The sequence below is a fragment of the Bathymodiolus japonicus methanotrophic gill symbiont genome (assembly GCF_019721995.1).
Classification (GTDB): Bacteria; Pseudomonadota; Gammaproteobacteria; order Methylococcales; family Methylomonadaceae; genus Methyloprofundus.
In genome coordinates this window covers 1-19202 of the sequence record NZ_BLYC01000012.1, presented here as the reverse complement: position 1 = coordinate 19202, position 19202 = coordinate 1, and the positions used below count along the sequence as shown (strand labels likewise).

Annotated in this window: 19 protein-coding genes and 6 pseudogenes; 15 read left to right on the top strand and 10 right to left on the bottom strand. The window is 41.5% G+C overall.

Translation table 11 applies throughout. From position 1 onward, the window contains the following. Positions 1-3: 3 nt before the first annotated feature. The 6 genes and pseudogenes from K6984_RS15785 to K6984_RS15760 form a co-directional block, all read left to right on the top strand. A pseudogene (locus tag K6984_RS15785) lies at positions 4-538 on the top strand (phosphate acyltransferase); the annotation flags it as partial. Positions 539-562: 24 nt separating this feature from the next. Next, positions 563-1240, top strand: a complete 678-nt coding sequence (locus K6984_RS15780) for a transaldolase family protein (RefSeq protein WP_221896395.1) — start codon at positions 563-565, stop codon at positions 1238-1240. Between the two features lie 268 nt (positions 1241-1508). Beyond that, positions 1509-1814 (top strand): hypothetical protein, encoded by a 306-nt coding sequence (locus tag K6984_RS15775; RefSeq protein ID WP_221896394.1) that lies wholly within the window; start codon positions 1509-1511, stop codon positions 1812-1814. Positions 1815-1831: 17 nt separating this feature from the next. Continuing rightward, the gene (locus tag K6984_RS15770; protein WP_221896393.1) at positions 1832-2143 is read left to right on the top strand and encodes a tetratricopeptide repeat protein; all 312 of its coding nucleotides are present in this window, start codon (positions 1832-1834) and stop codon (positions 2141-2143) included. Positions 2144-2155: 12 nt separating this feature from the next. After that, positions 2156-2326 (top strand): annotated as a pseudogene (locus tag K6984_RS36295) (DUF2914 domain-containing protein); the annotation flags it as partial. A 111-nt stretch (positions 2327-2437) separates the two neighbouring features. Beyond that, positions 2438-2752, top strand: coding sequence for an H-NS histone family protein (locus K6984_RS15760; RefSeq protein WP_221896392.1), 315 nt, complete (start codon positions 2438-2440; stop codon positions 2750-2752). 156 nt (positions 2753-2908) lie between these two features. Here the strand turns inward: K6984_RS15760 and K6984_RS15755 are convergent, their stop codons facing one another. Next, entirely contained in the window at positions 2909-3184 is a 276-nt protein-coding gene (locus K6984_RS15755) for a hypothetical protein (RefSeq protein WP_221896391.1), read from the bottom strand. Positions 3185-3213: 29 nt separating this feature from the next. On the opposite strand from K6984_RS15755, the gene K6984_RS15750 reads away from it, so the two are divergent. The 5 genes from K6984_RS15750 (at position 3214) to K6984_RS15730 (ending at position 6121) form a co-directional block, all read left to right on the top strand. After that, positions 3214-3642: a secondary thiamine-phosphate synthase enzyme YjbQ gene (locus tag K6984_RS15750; RefSeq protein ID WP_221896390.1), complete on the top strand. Its 429-nt coding sequence runs from the start codon at positions 3214-3216 to the stop codon at positions 3640-3642. A gap of 238 nt (positions 3643-3880) precedes the next feature. Next, positions 3881-4447, top strand: coding sequence for a hypothetical protein (locus K6984_RS15745; protein WP_221896389.1), 567 nt, complete (start codon positions 3881-3883; stop codon positions 4445-4447). Between the two features lie 198 nt (positions 4448-4645). Further along, positions 4646-4843: a hypothetical protein gene (locus K6984_RS15740; protein ID WP_221896388.1), complete on the top strand. Its 198-nt coding sequence runs from the start codon at positions 4646-4648 to the stop codon at positions 4841-4843. Between the two features lie 184 nt (positions 4844-5027). After that, positions 5028-5336, top strand: a complete 309-nt coding sequence (locus tag K6984_RS15735; protein ID WP_221896387.1) for a hypothetical protein — start codon at positions 5028-5030, stop codon at positions 5334-5336. Continuing rightward, on the top strand, positions 5336-6121 hold the full coding sequence (locus K6984_RS15730; RefSeq protein ID WP_221896386.1) for an alpha/beta fold hydrolase: 786 nt from the start codon (positions 5336-5338) through the stop codon (positions 6119-6121). The genes K6984_RS15735 and K6984_RS15730 overlap by 1 nt, the downstream gene beginning before the upstream one ends. Positions 6122-6353: 232 nt before the next feature. Here the strand turns inward: K6984_RS15730 and lpdA are convergent, their stop codons facing one another. From lpdA to K6984_RS15715, 3 genes are read right to left on the bottom strand one after another with little or no spacing between them, the layout of a single operon-like run. Then, complete coding sequence (lpdA, locus tag K6984_RS15725; protein WP_221896385.1) at positions 6354-7793, bottom strand: dihydrolipoyl dehydrogenase; 1440 nt, start codon at positions 7791-7793, stop codon at positions 6354-6356. Positions 7794-7805: 12 nt separating this feature from the next. Then, on the bottom strand, positions 7806-9041 hold the full coding sequence (gene odhB / locus K6984_RS15720) for a 2-oxoglutarate dehydrogenase complex dihydrolipoyllysine-residue succinyltransferase (protein ID WP_221896384.1): 1236 nt from the start codon (positions 9039-9041) through the stop codon (positions 7806-7808). Then, positions 9038-11878: a 2-oxoglutarate dehydrogenase E1 component gene (locus K6984_RS15715; RefSeq protein ID WP_221896383.1), complete on the bottom strand. Its 2841-nt coding sequence runs from the start codon at positions 11876-11878 to the stop codon at positions 9038-9040. The genes odhB and K6984_RS15715 overlap by 4 nt, the downstream gene beginning before the upstream one ends. A gap of 159 nt (positions 11879-12037) precedes the next feature. On the opposite strand from K6984_RS15715, the pseudogene K6984_RS15710 reads away from it, so the two are divergent. Further along, positions 12038-12310, top strand: a pseudogene (locus K6984_RS15710) (hydantoinase/oxoprolinase N-terminal domain-containing protein); the annotation flags it as partial. Between the two features lie 248 nt (positions 12311-12558). Here the strand turns inward: K6984_RS15710 and K6984_RS15705 are convergent. Then, complete coding sequence (locus K6984_RS15705; protein ID WP_221896382.1) at positions 12559-12711, bottom strand: hypothetical protein; 153 nt, start codon at positions 12709-12711, stop codon at positions 12559-12561. 171 nt (positions 12712-12882) lie between these two features. Between K6984_RS15705 and K6984_RS15700 the strand changes: the two are divergent. Beyond that, positions 12883-13723, top strand: a pseudogene (locus tag K6984_RS15700) (hydantoinase B/oxoprolinase family protein); the annotation flags it as partial. Positions 13724-15037: 1314 nt separating this feature from the next. Here the strand turns inward: K6984_RS15700 and K6984_RS15690 are convergent. From K6984_RS15690 to thiD, 3 genes are all read right to left on the bottom strand, one after another. Next, complete coding sequence (locus K6984_RS15690) at positions 15038-15223, bottom strand: c-type cytochrome (protein WP_338024529.1); 186 nt, start codon at positions 15221-15223, stop codon at positions 15038-15040. A 159-nt stretch (positions 15224-15382) separates the two neighbouring features. Then, complete coding sequence (thiE, locus tag K6984_RS15685) at positions 15383-15997, bottom strand: thiamine phosphate synthase (RefSeq protein WP_221896486.1); 615 nt, start codon at positions 15995-15997, stop codon at positions 15383-15385. A gap of 23 nt (positions 15998-16020) precedes the next feature. Further along, positions 16021-16815 carry a bifunctional hydroxymethylpyrimidine kinase/phosphomethylpyrimidine kinase gene (thiD, locus tag K6984_RS15680; protein ID WP_221896381.1) on the bottom strand — a complete coding sequence of 265 codons (795 nt, stop codon included), beginning with the start codon at positions 16813-16815 and terminating at the stop codon, positions 16021-16023. Between the two features lie 79 nt (positions 16816-16894). Here thiD and K6984_RS15675 point away from each other — a divergent pair, with 79 nt between their 5' ends. After that, positions 16895-17167, top strand: a complete 273-nt coding sequence (locus tag K6984_RS15675) for a hypothetical protein (protein ID WP_221896380.1) — start codon at positions 16895-16897, stop codon at positions 17165-17167. Positions 17168-17312: 145 nt separating this feature from the next. On the opposite strand, the pseudogene K6984_RS15670 reads toward K6984_RS15675, so the two are convergent. Continuing rightward, positions 17313-17684 (bottom strand): annotated as a pseudogene (locus tag K6984_RS15670) (transposase); the annotation flags it as partial. Positions 17685-17785: 101 nt separating this feature from the next. Here K6984_RS15670 and K6984_RS15665 point away from each other — a divergent pair. Then, positions 17786-18952 (top strand): IS3 family transposase, encoded by a 1167-nt coding sequence (locus tag K6984_RS15665; RefSeq protein ID WP_087870166.1) that lies wholly within the window; start codon positions 17786-17788, stop codon positions 18950-18952. On the opposite strand, the pseudogene K6984_RS15660 reads toward K6984_RS15665, so the two are convergent. Further along, positions 18920-19202 (bottom strand): annotated as a pseudogene (locus K6984_RS15660) (hypothetical protein); the annotation flags it as partial. The gene K6984_RS15665 and the pseudogene K6984_RS15660 overlap by 33 nt on opposite strands.

The window sequence follows — 19202 nt, the reverse complement described above, 5'->3', positions numbered from 1 at the left end:
GCAGTATCTAGTGTTTTTTTTATGTGCCTGGAAGATCGGGTGTTAGTTTATGGCGATTGTGCGATAAACCCTGATCCAGATGCACAACAATTAGCTGAAATTGCAGTGAGTGCTTGCGACTGCAAAGATGTATAATATATCACCTCGTGTCGCGATGCTGTCTTATTCCACGGGAGAATCAGGTAAAGGAAAGGCAGTGGATAAAGTACGTCAGGCAGTGGCCATAGCCAGAAAGTCTCATCCTGAATTAAAGATAGAAGGACCGATGCAATATGATGCGGCAGTCGATGCCAGCGTTGTGCGGACAAAATTGCCTGATAGTGAGGTGGCAGGACAGGCAAATGTATTTATTTTTCCTGACCTCAATACCGGGAATAATACCTATAAAGCTGTGCGGCGCTCTTCTGGTGCAATAGCAATAGACCCAATTTTACAAGGCTTGAATAAGCCTGTAAATGATTTAAGTCGTGGCTGTACAGTAACCGATATCGTAAATACGGTTGTTATGACAGCCATACAATCACAATCTGAAAACTAAACTAAAAATAGAGGATTAAGCTATATGTTTCAATTATTACTTGATACAGCTGACGTAAAAAAAATCGCTGAAATTAACGAATATCTACCGGTAAAAGGGGTCACAACTAACCCATCAATTATGGCAGGTTCTGGTACAGGCGTTAATCATGTTTTACCAGCTATTGTAGAAGTTTTAGGAGAGGATACACTACTTTTTGTACAGGCATTAAGTACAACTGTTGATGGTATTGTTGAGGAAGCAAAGCAACTATCAGCAATGCCATACAAAAATATTACAGTCAAAATTCCTACTACGCCTATTGGCTTGGCTGCAATGAAACAATTACGTAATACTAATATTCGTACTTTAGCAACAGCTATTTATACAGTACAACAAGGTTTTTTAGCGGCATTAAATGGCGCTGATTATATGTCACCTTATCTAAATCGTATTGATACGCTTAATAATAATGGTGTGGGTGTTTGTGCGGAAATTCAGCACTTATTAGAAGTGCATGATTTACCAACCATTCTTACTCCAGCAAGTTTTAAGTCGACTCAGCAAGTTATGGATGTTTTGGCAACGGGTTGTAGCGCGATTACATTACCTGTTGATGTGATTGAGCAAATGGTTAATTTCCCAGCGGTTCAACCTGCGGTAGAGAAGTTTAATAAAGACTGGTCAGCTGCTTTTGGTGATAAACTGTCTTATAACAGCTAAGATTGTTATAACAACCGTCATACTGGATTTTGCAGGCCATGGAAGGCTGCGCGGTTGAATACATAGAAGAGAAACCTCCGTTTCTCTTCATTTACGTAGCGCAGGCCAGCATATAGACTAATGGACTACTCACCTGGGGAAGCAATGTAAGGTGCAGCAGAATATGTTGCAACAAACATTTATGCTCGAATGGTGTTTATGTTGTTGTATAAGTTAGATACCCAAAACCAACTGATGCAATAAATGAACCTAGCCGCTATTAAAATGTATGAACACAGATAAAAACATATCGATAAAAGTAAAATCAAAAACTGAACGCCGTATCATGGAAGAACCAGAGCTTGAAATGATATCGGAATGGAATTATAAAAGAATCGCTTATGCACTTATTGTGCTAATCCTGTTAGTGATTATTCCCGCTTATTATTTCAGTAGCCAGGATAATAGCGACTCAGAAAAATCACCTCCCTTAAAGATGCAAGTTGCTAATCAGGCCGCTGTTAGGCAAGACTCTCTAGATAAATCAGCATTAGAACCCACTCAAAACCAGCTATTACAGAGCCAGAATCTGTAAAAGTGATCTCTTCAGCAGTGGTAATCAAAGAAACAATCAGCGTTGAACCGCAGGTACCAACCGAAGAAATAATTGGTAAACCAGCGACTGCTCAAATTACGGCAAAACAACCGGTAGAGAATATAGCTATACAAAACGCGCAAGCAGAGCGGGATATTATTCAAAGCATAGATTTAAACCCTTATATAGCCCGTGCACAACTTGCACAGGGGGTTACTAAACTAGAGCCTTATGGCAATATAGAATTACCTATTCTTGTTGATAGCAGTAAAGCATATGGCGTGACATATTTTACTGAAGTCATTAATATGCAAGGAGCGGCTATTTAGCATGAATGGCTTAAAGAAGGTCATTCTGTTTATAAACGGAAAATTAATATCCGCGGTAATCGATGGCGAATTTCTACCAGTAAGCTCTTTCCTTATAATTCTATAGGTCGGTGGCAAGTACGTACTATTACCCAGCAAGGTGATATATTGCATAAAATCGATTTTTCTTTACAAAAAAGATAAATATAATAGTGTTTTTTATTATTTTTGTTATAGTTAATCGGCAGTGATTTTTTTCTGCATGGAAATAATCACTTAACAACTATAATCGTCTTTTAAAAGGTTAAAACAATTATGACTGATTTAAATAATTTATCTGTCAATGAATTACAATCAATGATAGAAAATGCGGAGTCAGCGTTAAAAAACAAACAGGCAAGTAAGCGTAAAGAAGTATTTGCACAGATTAAAGAGCTAGCGGCTTCTGTCGGTGTTACAGTTGAAATACACGAAGCTGAAAAAAAGCAAAAACGTAAGGGTATAAAGGTAGCACCGAAGTATCGCAATCCTGATGATGCCAGTCAGACATGGACAGGTCGGGGGGTAATGCCTAGGTGGATGCGTGCACTTACTGAAGCAGGCCATGATAAATCAGAATATTCGATTTAGGCGATTGTAGGAAAAGAATACACCAGATTGCGCAGGATTTTTGTTTGTCTCCAAGGCGCGATAACATGCACATAGTCATTCTATGTAACTGCTGTCACAACGCAGAAGACGGGCAAAAAGACCAGTAAAGTGGTATATTTTTTGACAGAAACCACCTTAGTTCTGTTGTTTATGCAAGACAAAGAAGCGGCCAATAGCGTCGCTTTTTTTATACGTACGATTAACCCTGTCATAACCTTGTAAACCGCTGAATATTAAAAATAATGATCGTAAAAACTTGTCACCTGTTGGATGAGTGTCCACCGTTGCACAGTTTTGTGAATAAATCTGTGTACGAAATCCTGCCTTACAGATTTTGCTAAGGGCTATGCCATTGCCTGCGAGCTTTGCCTTGACTTTCATGTACAGATTTTCCACAAATTCTGTACTCAACTGCGGTTTCTAGGTTAAATAATATTAAAATGTGGATACAAAAAGAATTTCATTTAGCTGCAAAGCCGAGAGGTTTTCATTTAATAACGAATGAAGTCTCGCAGGCTGTACAAGATATTGAGCGAATTGAATGTGGCTTGTTTAATTTATTTATTAAACATACCTCTGCTTCATTAACCATTAATGAAAATGCAGATGCTACTGTTAGAGCAGATTTTGAAAGCCACTTTAATAAATTTGTTCCGGAAAGAGCACCTTATTATCGACATGACTACGAAGGTGATGATGATATGCCCGCATATTTAAAAAGCAGTATATTAGGTGCCAGTATTAACATACCTATTAGCCAGGGCAGGTTAAACCTGGGTATATGGCAAGGTATTTATTTATGTGAACATCGAAATCATGGTGGTAGTCGTACCGTTGTAGCAACGATTTCAGGAGCGGTATATGACTAAAGCAGTCATCAGTGTTCCCATTGAAAGAAGAAGTACCTAAACAAAGCAGCCTATGACCTACCTGAAGGTAGCACCACTCGAATATTTCCATCTTTTTGATTTTAATCACTTATAACAGCAAATAGACACTCTGTAGGCACCGTAAAAAAACAACAAATAATTTCAAATAAAGCTTGCAATTGCCGAAGAAATTTTCTAAAAATTTCCGTTTTAATCACCTCATAAACGGATATCACCCATGCTTAAAGACCTACCACTCTCTGAACATATTCACCAACACTGCAATGAAAGTATGGAACGTGCCCTGTTAGCAGAGCGTCATCCTTTGTGGGCTCGTTCATGCCCAGAGTTGAAGGATATCGACTTTATTCGGCTTGGGTTATTACGCTGTATCAGTGTAGTCGATAGTGGTCGTCATTTCCTCCAAACCAATGAACAGATTTATGGCCAGCTGCTTCCCCACTCAACGTATTTTGAATCACTGAAGTCGCATAGACGAACAAGTATGCTTGAGGCATTTGAACAGCAGAGCTATCATCTTCACGCTGAAACACTTCTATCGCAAGGCATTGATTATCTTAAAGCATTCCCGGAACTTGACGAATACACCATAGAAGCAGCGGATGGACATTTTATTGATCATGCCTGCCATACTGAAAAAAACAGCAAGGGGAAAGTTTATGCGGCCGGGGGGATTTACGCGTTGAATCTCAGAAGTGGGTTGCTCAGATTTCTTTGTCTGGTGACAAACGGAACTCAGAGACATCAAGAAATACCTGTGTTACGAGATCATATTGAAAAGTAAAACAAGGGAAATAACAGCTCTCAGAAACATCTCTATGTCTACGATAAAGCCGTCACCGACTTTGTCTGGTGGGATCGGCAGAAACGACATGCTAATTACATGATTTCAATGCTAAAAGAAAATTCAATTGCGACTCTGGTTGAGTCTATCCCTTTTGACTCCCGCCATGAGATCAATACAGGGGTTGAAGCATAAAGTGTGTACGAAAACAAGGGCATCAAATTTAACGTGGTGGATTACCGTAATCCAGAAACCGGAAAACTTCACCGGTTTGTGACAACCTTGCCAATGACTATTAACCCTGGAACCATTGCCATGCTGTATTTCAAGCGATGGACGATTGAAAAGACATTCAATAACACTAAAACTCGATGTTCAAGTTTTTTAACTGATTGATTTTATTGATAATTTTACTGACAAAGAAAGCATCAACATCATTGTAAATCAATCACTTATAAAACAAAGCCGGAAAAATTTACTTTTCTTAGCCCAGTTATAGCTGAAAACTTGAACATCGAGTAAAAGTAATTTCAAGGAAACTAAAGCTTGGTCTTCCAATACCCGCTCACTTGAAAATCAAATGCGCCTGACTGCAATGAGCTATAATTTAATGCGCGTGTTTGAAGATATTTCAAAAACACAACAGCCAGAATTGATTCATCCATCGGATAAAAAATATAGCGAGGCTCTGGAGATTAGGCAGCAACAGGCTCAAAAACGAGATCGTTTTGTGAATCCATTATTTTTCCAGGCAAGAATATCTCGTATCATCTCGTATACCATTCGGGCAGTTCAAAACGCAATAATAACAGGAATGTCTTTACAGTGCTTTATGAGCTCTCTTGTGGCGAGGTTAGTTTCACGGCCTCAATTGATAGGGGAACACTGATGAAAGCAGTTGCTTTGGCATTTGAAGAATATGGTGATGCTGATGCGCCAGCCTTATTGATATCACATGGTTTTTTTGCATCGTCACGTAATTGGCGACAAATTGCCAGGAAATTAGCTGAGCATTTTCATATCTATCTTTTAGATATGCGTAATCATGGGGACTCTCCGCACGTTAGCGTCATGGATTATCCATCTATGGCTGCAGATATTGAATTCTTTCTCGATAGCCAGGAATTATCTAATGCAAATATATTAGGCCATAGTATGGGAGGAAAAGCTGCCATGTGGCTAGCCTTATCACGGCCTGAGTATATTAATAAGTTAATTGTAGCGGATATTTCCCCGTTTAGTTATCGGCATAGTTTTGATAACCTTATTCAGACATTAAAGCAATTGCCCCTGGAAGAACTAACTAATCGCAAACAGGCGGATCGTTTATTAAGTAGCGCAATACCTGAATCGAGTTTTAGGCAGTTTTTACTGCAGAACCTGGTTTTAAAAGAAGGTAAATATAGCTGGCGTATAGATTTAGATGTTTTTGCGCAGACTGCAGATAATATTATTGCTTTTCCTGATACGGATGGGTTAAATATTTATCTGGATAAAGTATTATTTTTAGCAGGTGAAAAATCTAATTATATTGATCAGCAGAGTGTTAAAAAATTATTCCCCAATGCTGTCATTAAAACGATAGACGGTGCAGGGCACTGGTTACATGCGGAGCAGCCTGAACTGTTTTGTGATGCTGTGAATGAATTTTTGCATGAGTCAAACCATGTATAAAACAGCCAACATAATTTACCTGATTACGTACAAGGCTCAGCCATTATGACAAAAATACTTAATATTAGTTCTTTATAAAAAAACCGACTTCGTCATTCCCGAAGTCTTTTACCGGGAATCTATTGCTTGGACCTATAGATTTCAGCTAATAACATGCAGAAATGACGAACGTATTTGAAAGTGGCTGAGGGTTATAAAAATCAGGTAAATCTATACGTAGCCTCTTTCGGCGCTAAACCGAAATATGCAATGAGCGTCCACTTAAAGCCAGTGCGCTTTCATGTATTGCTTCGGAGATAGTCGGATGGGCATGTATAGTGCGTGCCAGGTCTTCTGCTGTCGCTGAAAATTCCATCGCAAGTACTGCTTCTGCAATGAGTTCTGATGCCATGGCGCCTATAATATGCACGCCTAAGATAATTTCTGTATCTGCCTGCATAATCATTTTTACCATCCCTGTGGTTGCTCCCTTGATTTGTGAGCGACTGGTTGCGCTAAAGGGGAAGGTGCTGGTTTTGATATTTTCACCTATGGCCAGCAGGTTTTGTTCTGTTTGACCTACCCAGGCTATTTCAGGATCGGTATAGATGACATTTGGAATTGTATGATAGTTAATGGGCGAGTGTTGGTCTGCGATATGTTCGGCAACAAAAATCCCTTCTTCGATACCTTTATGTGCCAACATAGGTCCAGACTGGGTAAGGTCTCCAATTGCATAAACACCGGGTAGTGTTGAGCAGCAATTCTCATCGACATGTACGAAACCATCTTCATCTAACAGCAGGTCAGCAGATGCTGCGATGAGTGTTTCTGTATTGGGTTTTCTGCCAGATGCAACCACTAGCTTTTCAAAGCTACACTGATGTCGTCCTTGGTTATCTTCATATTCAATATTAATCAGCTCTTGATTTATTTCGGTCGAAATAACCCGTGCGCACAGGCGGATATCCAGTCCCTGTTGAGTGTAAATTTTAAAGGCTTCATCAGATATTTCCTGATCAGCCATGGTCATAAATGCCTCTTGTGCCTCCAGCAAGACAACTTTTGTGCCTAATTTATTCCAGATACCTGCAAGTTGGATACCTATAGCTCCGGCACCAATAATTCCCAATGTTTTTGGGATGCTTTGTAAGTTTAGTGCGGTTTGTATATCCAGAATACTGTCATTATCTATAGGAGCGAAGCTTAGCGCTATAGGGCTGGAGCCAGCAGCAAGGATGATTTTATCAGCAGTTATAACCCTGGGTAGTTTATCACTAAAGGGGATGATTTCTACCCGGTTAGGGTTGATAAGCTGGGCATGGGCTTTGATCGTTTCAACTTTATTATCGATAAATATCTTTTCGATCTGCTTATTTAAAAGTTTAACTATTGAGTCCTTGCGCCTCTGCATGGAGGGAATATCGGCCTGGATATTATCAACGCTGATGCCATGATCAGCGATGCCATTGTTAACTAGATTGAATACTTTAGCAGACTCCAGCAGCGCTACTGCAGAGATACATCCGCCATTGACATAGTTACCGCCCAAACAGTGAGTATTTTTGCTGGAGTCCCAGTTATCAATGCATGCTGTTTTAAGGCCTAGTTGCGTAGCGCGGTCGGCAGCAACATAGCCTGCCGGCCCTGCTCCTATAACGATAACATCGAAATCTTTTTTTAGTTCAGACATGATGATCCTGGCCTAAATATTAAGTAGTAAATGCGCTGGTGACTCCAGTCCTTCTTTAATGGCGACTAAAAACTGCACGGCATCTCGCCCGTCTACCAGGCGATGATCATAGGATAAAGCAAGGTACATAACGGGGCGAATAACGATTTCACCATTTTCAACCACAGGTCGTTCAGTAATCGCGTGCATTCCCAGTATGGCACACTGTGGTGGATTTAGAATTGGCGTGGACAACATTGAGCCAAAGATACCGCCATTAGTAATGGTAAATGTACCACCATTTAGCTCCTCATAAGAGAGCGTGCCGGCTTTAGATTTTTCACCAAAATCAACAATATTCTTTTCTATGCCGGCAAAATCCAATTGATCGGCATCACGCAATACCGGGACAATCAGCCCACGGGGAGAGGCAACAGCAATACCCACATCATAGTATCCGTGATAGATAATATCCTCACCATCTATCGATGCATTAATTGCAGGAAAGCGCTTAAGTGCTTCTATCGATGCTTTAATAAAAAACGACATAAAACCTAGCTTAACATTATGCTTAGCAATAAAATGCTCTTGATATTGTTTGCGCAGGTCGATGACACTTTGCATGTTGACCTCGTTAAAGGTAGTTAGCATGGCGGCATTCTGCTGCGCCTGTAATAAACGCTCTGCAACTTTTGCGCGCAAGCGAGTCATGGGTACGCGCTGTTCAGAGCGTACACCGTTACTGCTCATTACTGGTTTGGAGTTGCTGCTGGGCTCTGATTTTTGTGCAGGTGCAGTTTCTGGCTGAGGCGCAGTTTTTGGTTCAGGAGTAGCTGGCGAGGTAGTGTCCGAAGTATTACTTGCCAGGTAGTCCAATACATCACTTTTAGTGATACGTCCACCTTTTCCGGTGCCTGAAATTAACGCTGGGTCCAGGTTGTTTTCAAATATTATGCGCCGTACCGCAGGGCTTAAGGGGATTTCTGTACTTGTAGTCTCAGGCTTCACAACAGTTGAGGGTGCAGGTTTAACATTAGTGTCTATTTTTGCCAGTAAATCCCCTCCTTTAACAGTACTTCCATCATCTACAAGTATTTCAGTAAGTACGCCGGATCCGGGAGCTGGCACTTCGAGTACGACTTTATCGGTTTCCAGGTCGACCAGGTTTTCATCCTTATTAACAGTATCGCCTACTTGCTTGTGCCAAGCGATTAACGTTGCATCTGCAACAGATTCAGGTAAAGTAGGAACGTGAATTTCTAAGCTCATGATGTTTTCCTTGTGGCAGTAGTTTGACCATATAGCGCCGATTCTACTACTTCTTTTTGTTGTTCTAGGTGCTTTGCTAAACTACCCACCGCCGGTGATGCAGAAGCTGGGCGACCACAGTAAATTAATTCCAGATGATCCGGTTTAAAAATTGAAAAATTATGTCGTGATTGATACCATGCCCCCTGATTTTGCGGCTCTTCCTGGCACCAGACGACGGTTTCTATATTTGGGTAGCGGGTAAATATCAGGGAGTAATCACGAATTGGAAAGGGGTACAATTGCTCAATCCTGACAATGGCTACATTTTCTGGGTTGTTCTGTGTACGTGCATCCAGTAAATCATAATAAACCTTGCCCGAGCAAAGGATTAGGCGGGTGACTTTTTGCGCATCGATAGTCACGTCCGTTTCAGGAATAATGGTGTGAAAATGTCCATCTACCAGATCTTCCAGTGTTGAAACTGCGGCTTTATGCCGGAGTAAACTTTTTGGCGACATGATGATAAGCGGCTTACGATAAGTACGTATGACTTGTCTGCGTAATAAATGAAAGATCTGTGCCGGGGTTGAGGGTACACAGACTTGCATATTCTGGTCAGCACATAATTGCAAATAGCGCTCCAGTCGTGCCGATGAATGTTCCGGTCCTTGTCCTTCCAGACCATGTGGTAATAGCATTACTAATCCTGATAAGCGTCCCCATTTGCTTTCGCCTGAGCTGATAAACTGGTCGATTACTACCTGTGCTCCATTGGCAAAATCACCAAACTGGGCTTCCCAGATAGTCAGTGTTTCGGGAACGGTTGAGCTGTATCCGTATTCAAAGCCTAGTACACCCGCTTCCGAAAGAATGGAGTCAAATACTTGTGCGCGCCCTTGCTGCACATCCAGGTGTTTGATGGGAATATAGGATTCGCCATTTAGCTGGTTATGTAAAATAACATGCCGATGGAAAAAGGTGCCACGCCCAACATCCTGGCCTACCAGGCGCACATTAAATTGATCCATCAGTAGTGTTGCATAGGCCATGTTTTCGGCAAAGCCCCAGTCTAGTGGCATTGCCCCGGCAGCCATTTTCCGGCGATTGTCCATGATCTTTACCACCCGGGGATGTAGTTCAAATCCTGGCGGTAAGCGGTGTGACTGGTTATTGCAAAAGCGTATGCGCTCCAGAGCAACCCTGGTATCACAGGCACTGTCCCATTGCTGACCCACATATTTATCCCAAAGTTTGGAATAGGAATAATTAGAGTCATTAATGGGGCGAGATACTGTTTTTCCAGCATTCAGTAAATCTTGATACGATTGCTCTATAGCCCGTACCTGTTGCTCGGTTAAAACCACCTGCTCAATCAGTTTAGTTGCATAAAGAGTGCAGGTGGTGGGCAGTGCATTAATTTGCTTGTACATCATAGGCTGAGTTGTCGATGGTTCATCAGCTTCATTATGTCCACGGCGTCGATAGCAAATTAAATCAATGACCACATCCTTATTAAAAGTTGCGCGGTAATCTATTGCCATTTGGGTTACAAAAAGCACAGCTTCCGGGTCATCGCCATTTACATGAAAGACCGGAGCTTGAATCATATTGGCAACATCGGTGCAATACAGCGTCGAGCGGGCATCGAATGGATTGCTAGTGGTAAAGCCGATCTGATTGTTAATTACGATATGGATAGTGCCACCAGTTGCAAATGCTCGGGTTTGTGCCATATTCAGAGTTTCCATTACAATGCCTTGCCCAGCAAATGCGGCATCGCCATGAATAAGAATAGGAATAACAGTATTGGTGCTGTTTTTTCCGTACCTGTCTTGACGTGCCTTGACTGTACCTTCAACGACAGGGTTGATAATCTCTAAATGCGAGGGGTTGAATGCCATGGTGACATGAGCCTCGCCACCTTCGGTTTGCATATTAGAGGAAAAGCCCATATGGTACTTGACATCACCGGTAATGACTCCTCTGTCAGTGGTCGCTGTACCTTTAAATTCACTGAAAAGTTGTGCAGGGCTTTTACCCAGGATATTAATTAAAACATTAAGGCGTCCTCGATGTGCCATACCAATAACCAGTTCTTTGGTATTATGACGCCCCGAGCGTTGAATAATCTCATCCAGTATGGGAATCAGACTTTCGCCGCCTTCAAGTGAAAAGCGCTTTTGACCGACAAAATTCCGATGCAGGTATTTTTCTATGCCCTCAGCAGCTATTAACTGTTCTAATAGCCAGAGTCTTTTTTTATCATCAATATTTTCACCTGGCTTAGTGCCCTCCAGGCGATTTTTAATCCAGCGCTTAATATCTGCATCAAAGATATGCATATATTCAGTGCCGACATTACCACAATAAATCTCTTTCAGTGTGCTGATAATATCTTTTAATGGTAAACGATCGACGCCGTATAAAGTTCCCGTATCAAACAGGGTGTCCATATTCGGCTCAGATAAGCCATAATAATTAGGATCCAGGTCTGGTACATTACGATGGATTTTTCCCAGTGGATTATTGGTTGCCATTTCATGCCCGTGGGAGCGGTAATGATTTATTAGTCGAGCAACGGCTGACTGTTTTTTTACACTTTCTTCAGTAAAGCCCTGTAATTCAGCGATACGCGAGGGGGTAGAAGTAGCCAGCAGAGCAAAGCGTTCCACCACAGGACTATGTGCAATATCACGTCTATCGTGTGTTTGTGGGAGTTGGAAAAATTTCTCTCGCCAGGTATGTTCGATAGAATCGGGGTCTTCGAGAAATTTTTCGTAGAGATTTTCTATATAAGGGGCATTACTTCCATACAGAGCAGAGGTATCTTGAAAAAATTTAAGCAAGTCACTCATGAATAAATCCAGTTTATCGTACAGGTTTCAGTATGTTCGGCTGTAAGCTGTATAGTACCAAGAAAGTTTAGCTTGGTGAAAGACTAAGTGAATTAAAATTTATCTACGTATGGCATAATCGCAGGCAAAAACAATAGCCTAAAAATAGACTTAATGATAATGAACAGCTCTGATAATCAATGGCAATTCTGGATTGACCGTGGTGGCACCTTTACCGATATCGTTGCACGCAAGCCCAGTGGTCGATTAATTAGCCATAAGTTACTATCAGAAAATTCGCAACAATATCACGATGCTGCCCTGCAAGGGATTAAAGAGTTGTTACAATAGGATAGTGAGCAGCAGGCATGCAAAATTTCTACTGTAAAAATGGGTACCACGGTGGGTACGAATGCGCTATTGGAGCGACAAGGTGAGCCGACCGTTTTACTAACTGAAGTTTCCCAATAATTATTTATGGTAAAATTGAAACTATGCTACAACTATATGAAAAAAACAGTCTTTTCATTCGTTTCAAATGCTATTGCCTAAGGGGAATTAAGTAGGGGTTTGCTATAAACATGGCAAAACCACCTAAAATAAACCTCGATACACCAGCATTGTGTATTTCAGCTACTCAATAATTGGGAAACTTCAGTTTTGTTAATGATGGCATCCGCTTAAAATCAGGGAAACGGAGCCTAAGCGGAGTGATGATTTTTAGTCCCTGGTAGGCGACAGGGCAATTCGCTGATCCGAAGTGCGCTAGTAGCGCGCGAGGGAGGCAAGAATTGCATTCCGAATAGCCGTCCAGCCATTTGAGACGGACGCAGGGCGACCAGGGCATCTCCCATTCGCTGCGTAGGCGAATGAATGTTGGTGACAGGAGTCCCAGAATGTTGTGAGGTAGCATGGCGCGCCTGTTTTCTTTCTTTTGGGTATTGAGTTGTCATGGTTTTATTTTTCCGCCCCTTGTTTGAGTTATTATTTTTCAAATAAGGCGAAAACTATCCTGACACGGAGGGGAATCGGTGCGCCAAGTATTAGGGACACTAAGCAGTGGCAGCTTTGAGATGAGCATGGACGAGGGTGCAAAAATTGTTGTCTGCATAAAAATTAATCAGCAGCAAAGAACTGCAACAATTGACTTTACAGGCACCAGTGCACAATTAGATAGTAACTTTAATGCTCCTGCCGCAGTTTGCAAGGCTGCTGTTTTATATGTGTTTCGTACCCTGGTTAAAGATGATATCCCATTAAACGCAGGTTGCCTGCAACCTTTAAAAATCATTATTCCACAAAACCCAATGCTCAACCCCCTATACCCTGCTGAAGTCGTGGCGGGTAATGTTGAGACATCACAATATATCGTTGATACTCTGTATGGTGCTTTAGGTGTGCTGGCGAGTTCGCAAGGAACCATGAACAACTTTACCTTTGGTAATGTATTACGAAACCATCTGCGGTGGTGCAGGCGCTGATTTTGATGGCTGTGATGCAGTGCATACGCATATGACCAATTCCATAATTACTGACCCCGAAGTTTTAGAGTGGCGCTTTCCGGTATTATTAGATGAATTTTCTATACGTCAAAATAGCGGTGGTGCAGGCAAACATCAGGGTGGTAATGCTGTGGTTCGGAAAATAACATTTTTAAATCCGATGACCGTGAGTATCTTATCCAGCCACAGATTAAAGCCGGGCTTCGGCTTGCAGGGTGGGTTAGCTGGCAGTTTAGGGCAGAATACTGTATTGCGCTATAACGGTGAAATTGTTAAATTGACTGGCTGTGCAGAGGTAAATATGCAGCAGGGTGACAGCCTGATTATTGAAACACCTGGTGGTGGCTATGGATATCAAGATTAGGAATAGGGCGCTTGTAACTTGTTTGTGAGACACTGATGAAATTTCGATTTTACCATGAAGTTCATGAAGGGCTTGAAGTTACAATACCTTTTCTTCATTCTCTTCATGAGCTTCATGGTTAGAAAACAAGTTAGGTAACACGCAATAAATAACCTATCAATATTGCGCAGGATTTTTGTTCGCCTTCAAGGCGTAGACACGGCGCATAGGCGGCTACGGTGTGCCACGAGAGCAAATTTTTTATTTTTTCTCGTAACGGTAAGAAAGATGAAGGATGGCCCTTCGGTGGCGACTTCCAGTAGTCGTTATCAAACCACCGTGAGTTGCGTTGATTAAGAGTCAGGGTGATAAGCGTCACGGGAAAAGGCAGGACAAAGATTCTGTCAGGTGTGAAATTCGGAGATGAGCGCAAGCGAACCACTGATGAAGTGTCGAAAGCATGTACGGTGATATCAAAAATGGAGCTTCGTAACTGTTCCATGATGAGTTTAAGGGTAAACTGGTTACTGCTTAAATGGTGTCCGGCATAAAAGTGGCATGAACTTATTTTAGGCTTTTTTACGGAACGTGGGGAAACGTTTGTTGATACCGAGCAATTTGCAGGGACTTGTTACAAAGCCGCCAACTGGATCTACGTAGGTAAAACTAAAGGGCGTGGCAAGTTAGGGCCGGCTGGCAAACAAAGTGTGCAAATCAATGACTTATGGCTTTATCCGCTGAGCCGTCAGTTTAGAAGCCGCCTAACTCGCTGATTCTAGGTAGTATGTGTTAGCCGAATATTTACGAACGTGGGAACCTATCGTACTGATGTTAAGGGAGAAACCCAAGCGGAAGCCCCGCAAGGGTCTTAGTACCGATGCAGAACACAGGGGCGGACCAGCTCGTAGTAGTGATGAAGTTTCTGTAATGGAAATGGAGCGAAGGGGCTGACATGCCTATGAGCAACCTTTAGTCAACCAGAAAAGGGCTGAACTAAAGGTTTATTCAAACTTGGTAATTGCAAGGGGCATGAAGAGCCGTATGAAGCGAGAGTTTCAAGTACGGATCTGTGAGAGCCTGAGGGGGAAGATCCTTGGGCGACTCGACTAAAGTCACTACAACGCAGAAGACGGACAAAAAGACAAGCAAGGTGGGTGGGTTATTTCTTGCGAGTTACCTTACCACACACCAGCGGGTTAAAAGACTGTGAAAGTATCCGTCATTTGGAGTATAAAAACATGTTTTTATACTCCTCACAGCAATCAATACAATAACTTAAAAACTGAAAGATGCATTTATTGAATACTTTCACAGTCAGTAAAGCCGCGTACGACATCAGGGGGTGTTAATCGACCAGATGTAATCAACGACCAGATCCAGTTCCTCGGGGCTTAGAATATTGTTTTTGCCAAAGGGAGGCATGCTGGTTTGTGGGTTGAATTCTGTGGCATCCCAGATAATCGCTTTGAGTTGAGCTTTTGTTTGATATTTTGCTCGCATATTAATTAGCGCTGGGCCTATATTCCCCGGGTCTTCTCCATCTTCAATAATATGACAGGCAAGGCAATTGCCTTTGCTACGCTGAAAGCTTAGGTCTTTGCCTTGTAGCCAGGCGCTTCTGCATATCAGGGTAGGTGCAAGCAGCTAGTAGCAGGCTTAAAGCTATAGATAACTGTATTTTCATTTGAATAATGGCTGGTATGCCAGAGTCGATTGATAGGGTGTTGCGGAAAAAACCCCTCCGATAACGGCTAACAGGTCAGCCCCTGCATCGAGTAATACTGCGCCATTATCAGGTAATATGCCGCCTATTGCGACGATAGGGACTTTGATTCGGAGTTTAGCTTGCTCTAAGCTAGCAATATGCGCTGCTGCGGCCAGAGGTTTAGAGCTGGAAGGGAAGAATCGCCCAAAGGCCACGTAATCAGCAGAGTCTTGCTGTGCTTGTAATGCCAGTTCGACACTGTCATAACAGGACACGCCAATAATAGCGCTTGAACCTAATAGCTCGCGTGCATGACTAAGTAAACCATCTTCTTTGCCAATATGTACACCGTCTGCGCCTATATGTTTAGCTAAAGTAATATTATCATTAATAATCAGAGGAATATTACCTGCGTGGCAGAGTTCTTTCAATGCACCTGCCAGGTAAGTTGGATCTATAGGCCGTTTATCCCGATATTGCAAGACCTTAATGCCACCTTTGATAGCCTCACTGATATCAGCAATGATTTGTTCAACTGTTTTGTTTTCAGTCTTTGTTATGGCGTATAGGCCAGTTTTAGGGAAATTCATTAGCAAAATGTCATGATAAAAACTTAGACATGTTCTTGCATCCAGAATAGGCGATTAGGAATATGCTGGCCTTTGCCAGGCTGATAAGCTGCGTGTAAGCTATTCCAGGTATATTCCTGCGCTTCCTGTACGCAGGTTTCTACTTTTAGGTCATGCGCCATTAATGCAGCGATACTTGATGCCAGGGTACAACCTGAGCCATGATAGCTATGCGGTAATCTATCCCAGTTGTATGTTTCTATTACTGCTCTTTTATGGAAAAGTTGATTGCTAACTACGGTGCTTTGCTCATGCGAGCCGGTAATCAATACGTATTCACAGCCGAGCTCTAATAGTTTTATGCCCGATGATTGTAGGTCATTAGATTTTGTAAGCTGGCGAGCCTCAAGGCTATTTGGGGTAAGTATTGTGGTACGCGGGAGCAACAGTTCTATGATGGATTGTATCAATGCATTACTGGATAAGGATGCTCCACCGCCTGCCGCAAGAATAGGATCTAGGACTACCGGTATTGTAGGATTTTCGCTTAAAATAGTGCTGATGGCCTTAGCTATTTGCTCATGACCTATTAAGCCAATTTTTATGGCTTTTACAGGTAAATCCTCTAAAATAGTCTGCGCTTGGGAAATAATTGCTTCAGGCGATTGCGGCAGCATTTCTTTTACATTGCTGGTATTTTGCTCTGTTAACGCGGTAATAACGTTTGCAGCATGACATTGATGACTAGTGATGGTTTCAATATCCGCTTGTATGCCTGCACCACCACTAGGGTCATGACCAGAAAAACAAAGCACAACGGGTTTAGTTATTTGCGTCATAATTAATAAAATTTGATCATAAAATATGTTGCTATTTAACCAGAATGTTATTCATAAATCCTTATTGATTTTTAGCTTTATGTTATTTTCTGGTTGTACAACGGCTAAGGACCCACTTGGGATCTATAAAATTACTCAAATCAGGACTGATGCCAAGGCAATATTCAAGCGCCAGAATGCGGTCGTAAGTGAGGTCATGATGCTAACGATGGATGAAGAGAATAATACTTTGTCCGAGGCTGAGCAGGAAATGATGGATGCCTGTTTTGAATTAAATGCTTATGCTATACGCGTGCGTGACAAGCAAGGTATAATACTCCCCATTGTCCAGACCAATTTATTAAATAGTTAAGATAGCCCTTCCCTTTTTATATTAATAATTTGTTATTATTGCGCCGCAGGCGTTTTGATACTACTCTTTGCCGACTGCGGTGAAATGTGGTTAAAGGGTGAATTAGTGTGGGTAAGTTCGTGGGAAACGGCTTTATCGTTTTCCATCAGCTTATCCACACGTTCCGTAGGAAATTCACGCTTTGTCCACATGGAGTCCGCCTGCAGGGACTCTCACGTATAGACCGGTTTTTTTTATAATAAACCTCCGCTGGCGTTCGATAGTCCAAGGACTGATGAATTCGCCTGTGATTGTAAAATTCAAAATAGTCTTTCAGCCCTAAATATGCTTCATTCACTGTCTGAAAGTCATTCAGATAGACCTTTTCATATTTGACTGATCGCCACAATCGTTCAACAAGAATATTATCCAATGCGCGGCCTCTGCCATCCATGCTAACACGGATTCCTTTCTCCAATAAGGGCCCTGTAAATCGATTCGTTGTGAATTGACTTCCCTGGTCCGTATTAAAGATTTCACACTGTGATGAACTTTATAATCCCCCAGCAAATCCAGACAAGAAATCAAAGCAATCTTATTCCAAATTAGTTACTATTTGTAAAAAATTGGAGTATTAAAATGAGCAGAAAAAGAACGGTCTACAGTGCTGAATTTAAAAGCAAGTTGGTATTAGAAGTTTTAAAGAATGAAAAAACACTGCAAGAAATTGCCAGTGCAAATAACATCACACCTAAGAACCTACAAAACTGGAAAAAAATATTCTTAGACAATGCAGAAATAGCAATGGAGCCCTCCAAAGCCGTTAAAGATTACAAAGAGGATCTATTAGCAGCTCAAGAACAAAATGAGATGCTCACAAAAATCGTAGGAAAAATGACGGTTGAAAAGGAGTGGCTCGAAAAAAAGCTAAAAAGCTTGGACTCATCTGATAGAAAACAGTTGATTGAGCCCAAGCTTAACACTCTACCTCTAACACAGCAGTGTGCATTATTAGGATTAAATAGAAGCAATCTCTATTACAAAAAAAGAGAGAATAAAAAGAAAGAAGAGATCAAAACTCAGATTAATCACATTTTTAAAGACATCCCTATTTATGGTGCGGCTAAAGTACACCAGCAGTTGCTTGAAGGTGGTTTTAAAGTCAGTTTAAACACGGTGGCGAGTTATCGGCAGCAGATGGGCTTGAAAGCCGTATTAGCGGTAAAACAAGTCAATACAACGATCCCCATAAAAGAACATAAAAAATATACTTATAAGCTTAGAGATCTTGATATATCACACGCTAACCAAGTTTGGAGTACAGATATAACCTATATTAAAACCAAAGAAGGGATGGTTTATTTAGCGGCGATTATTGATTGGCACTCAAAAGCAGTGCTCGCCCATAAAATATCAAACACAATGGATTCTTTTTTAGTTATGGATGTATTAGATGAAGCGCTTTCTCTCTACGGAACACCTGAAATTTTTAATACGGATCAAGGCAGTCAATACACCAGTGAAATTCATACCCAACGACTAAAAAACAAAGGCATTACTATTTCTATGGATGGAAAAGGACGAGCAACGGATAATATTTGTATTGAACGGTTTTGGCGAAGTGCAAAATGTGAGCGTATTTATTTAAATGAATATGGTTCAATTAGAGCGTTAATAGAAGATGTTGATGACTATATTGAGTTTTATAATCATCAACGGTTTCATGAAACCCTGGACTATAAAAAACCAATGAATGTATATAGAGAAAGTATTTTAGCTAATGAACAGCAGAATGAAGCGGCTTAGGAATATGGAATAAGGATTGTTGAAAAATCTGTCTTGACTCTTTGGGGTGCTATATAATTCACCTAACTCTTTCAGCTTATCACCAGGATCTGGAAACTCTAGCAATGACGTGATGAACTCAAGCAGTACATCCATTTGAGACTTGCGCTGTAAGCTTCCTACGGTATACGCAGGTAGTTTGCTTTCAATGCGGGCTATTTGCTCTGGGTGAAGGAGAAGGCAATGGTCAAACAAAAGACTCAGAATCAGG

Coding starts and splice junctions, on each gene's coding strand:
- K6984_RS15780 (WP_221896395.1), top strand. CDS start 563: ATGTTTCAATTATTACTTGATACAGCTGACGTAAAAAAAATCGCTGAA.
- K6984_RS15775 (WP_221896394.1), top strand. CDS start 1,509: ATGAACACAGATAAAAACATATCGATAAAAGTAAAATCAAAAACTGAA.
- K6984_RS15760 (WP_221896392.1), top strand. CDS start 2,438: ATGACTGATTTAAATAATTTATCTGTCAATGAATTACAATCAATGATA.
- K6984_RS15750 (WP_221896390.1), top strand. CDS start 3,214: ATGTGGATACAAAAAGAATTTCATTTAGCTGCAAAGCCGAGAGGTTTT.
- K6984_RS15745 (WP_221896389.1), top strand. CDS start 3,881: ATGCTTAAAGACCTACCACTCTCTGAACATATTCACCAACACTGCAAT.
- K6984_RS15735 (WP_221896387.1), top strand. CDS start 5,028: ATGCGCCTGACTGCAATGAGCTATAATTTAATGCGCGTGTTTGAAGAT.
- K6984_RS15730 (WP_221896386.1), top strand. CDS start 5,336: ATGAAAGCAGTTGCTTTGGCATTTGAAGAATATGGTGATGCTGATGCG.
- lpdA (WP_221896385.1), bottom strand. CDS start 7,793: ATGTCTGAACTAAAAAAAGATTTCGATGTTATCGTTATAGGAGCAGGG.
- odhB (WP_221896384.1), bottom strand. CDS start 9,041: ATGAGCTTAGAAATTCACGTTCCTACTTTACCTGAATCTGTTGCAGAT.
- K6984_RS15715 (WP_221896383.1), bottom strand. CDS start 11,878: ATGAGTGACTTGCTTAAATTTTTTCAAGATACCTCTGCTCTGTATGGA.
- K6984_RS15705 (WP_221896382.1), bottom strand. CDS start 12,711: ATGGGAGATGCCCTGGTCGCCCTGCGTCCGTCTCAAATGGCTGGACGG.
- thiE (WP_221896486.1), bottom strand. CDS start 15,997: ATGAATTTCCCTAAAACTGGCCTATACGCCATAACAAAGACTGAAAAC.
- thiD (WP_221896381.1), bottom strand. CDS start 16,815: ATGACGCAAATAACTAAACCCGTTGTGCTTTGTTTTTCTGGTCATGAC.
- K6984_RS15675 (WP_221896380.1), top strand. CDS start 16,895: ATGTTATTTTCTGGTTGTACAACGGCTAAGGACCCACTTGGGATCTAT.
- K6984_RS15665 (WP_087870166.1), top strand. CDS start 17,786: ATGAGCAGAAAAAGAACGGTCTACAGTGCTGAATTTAAAAGCAAGTTG.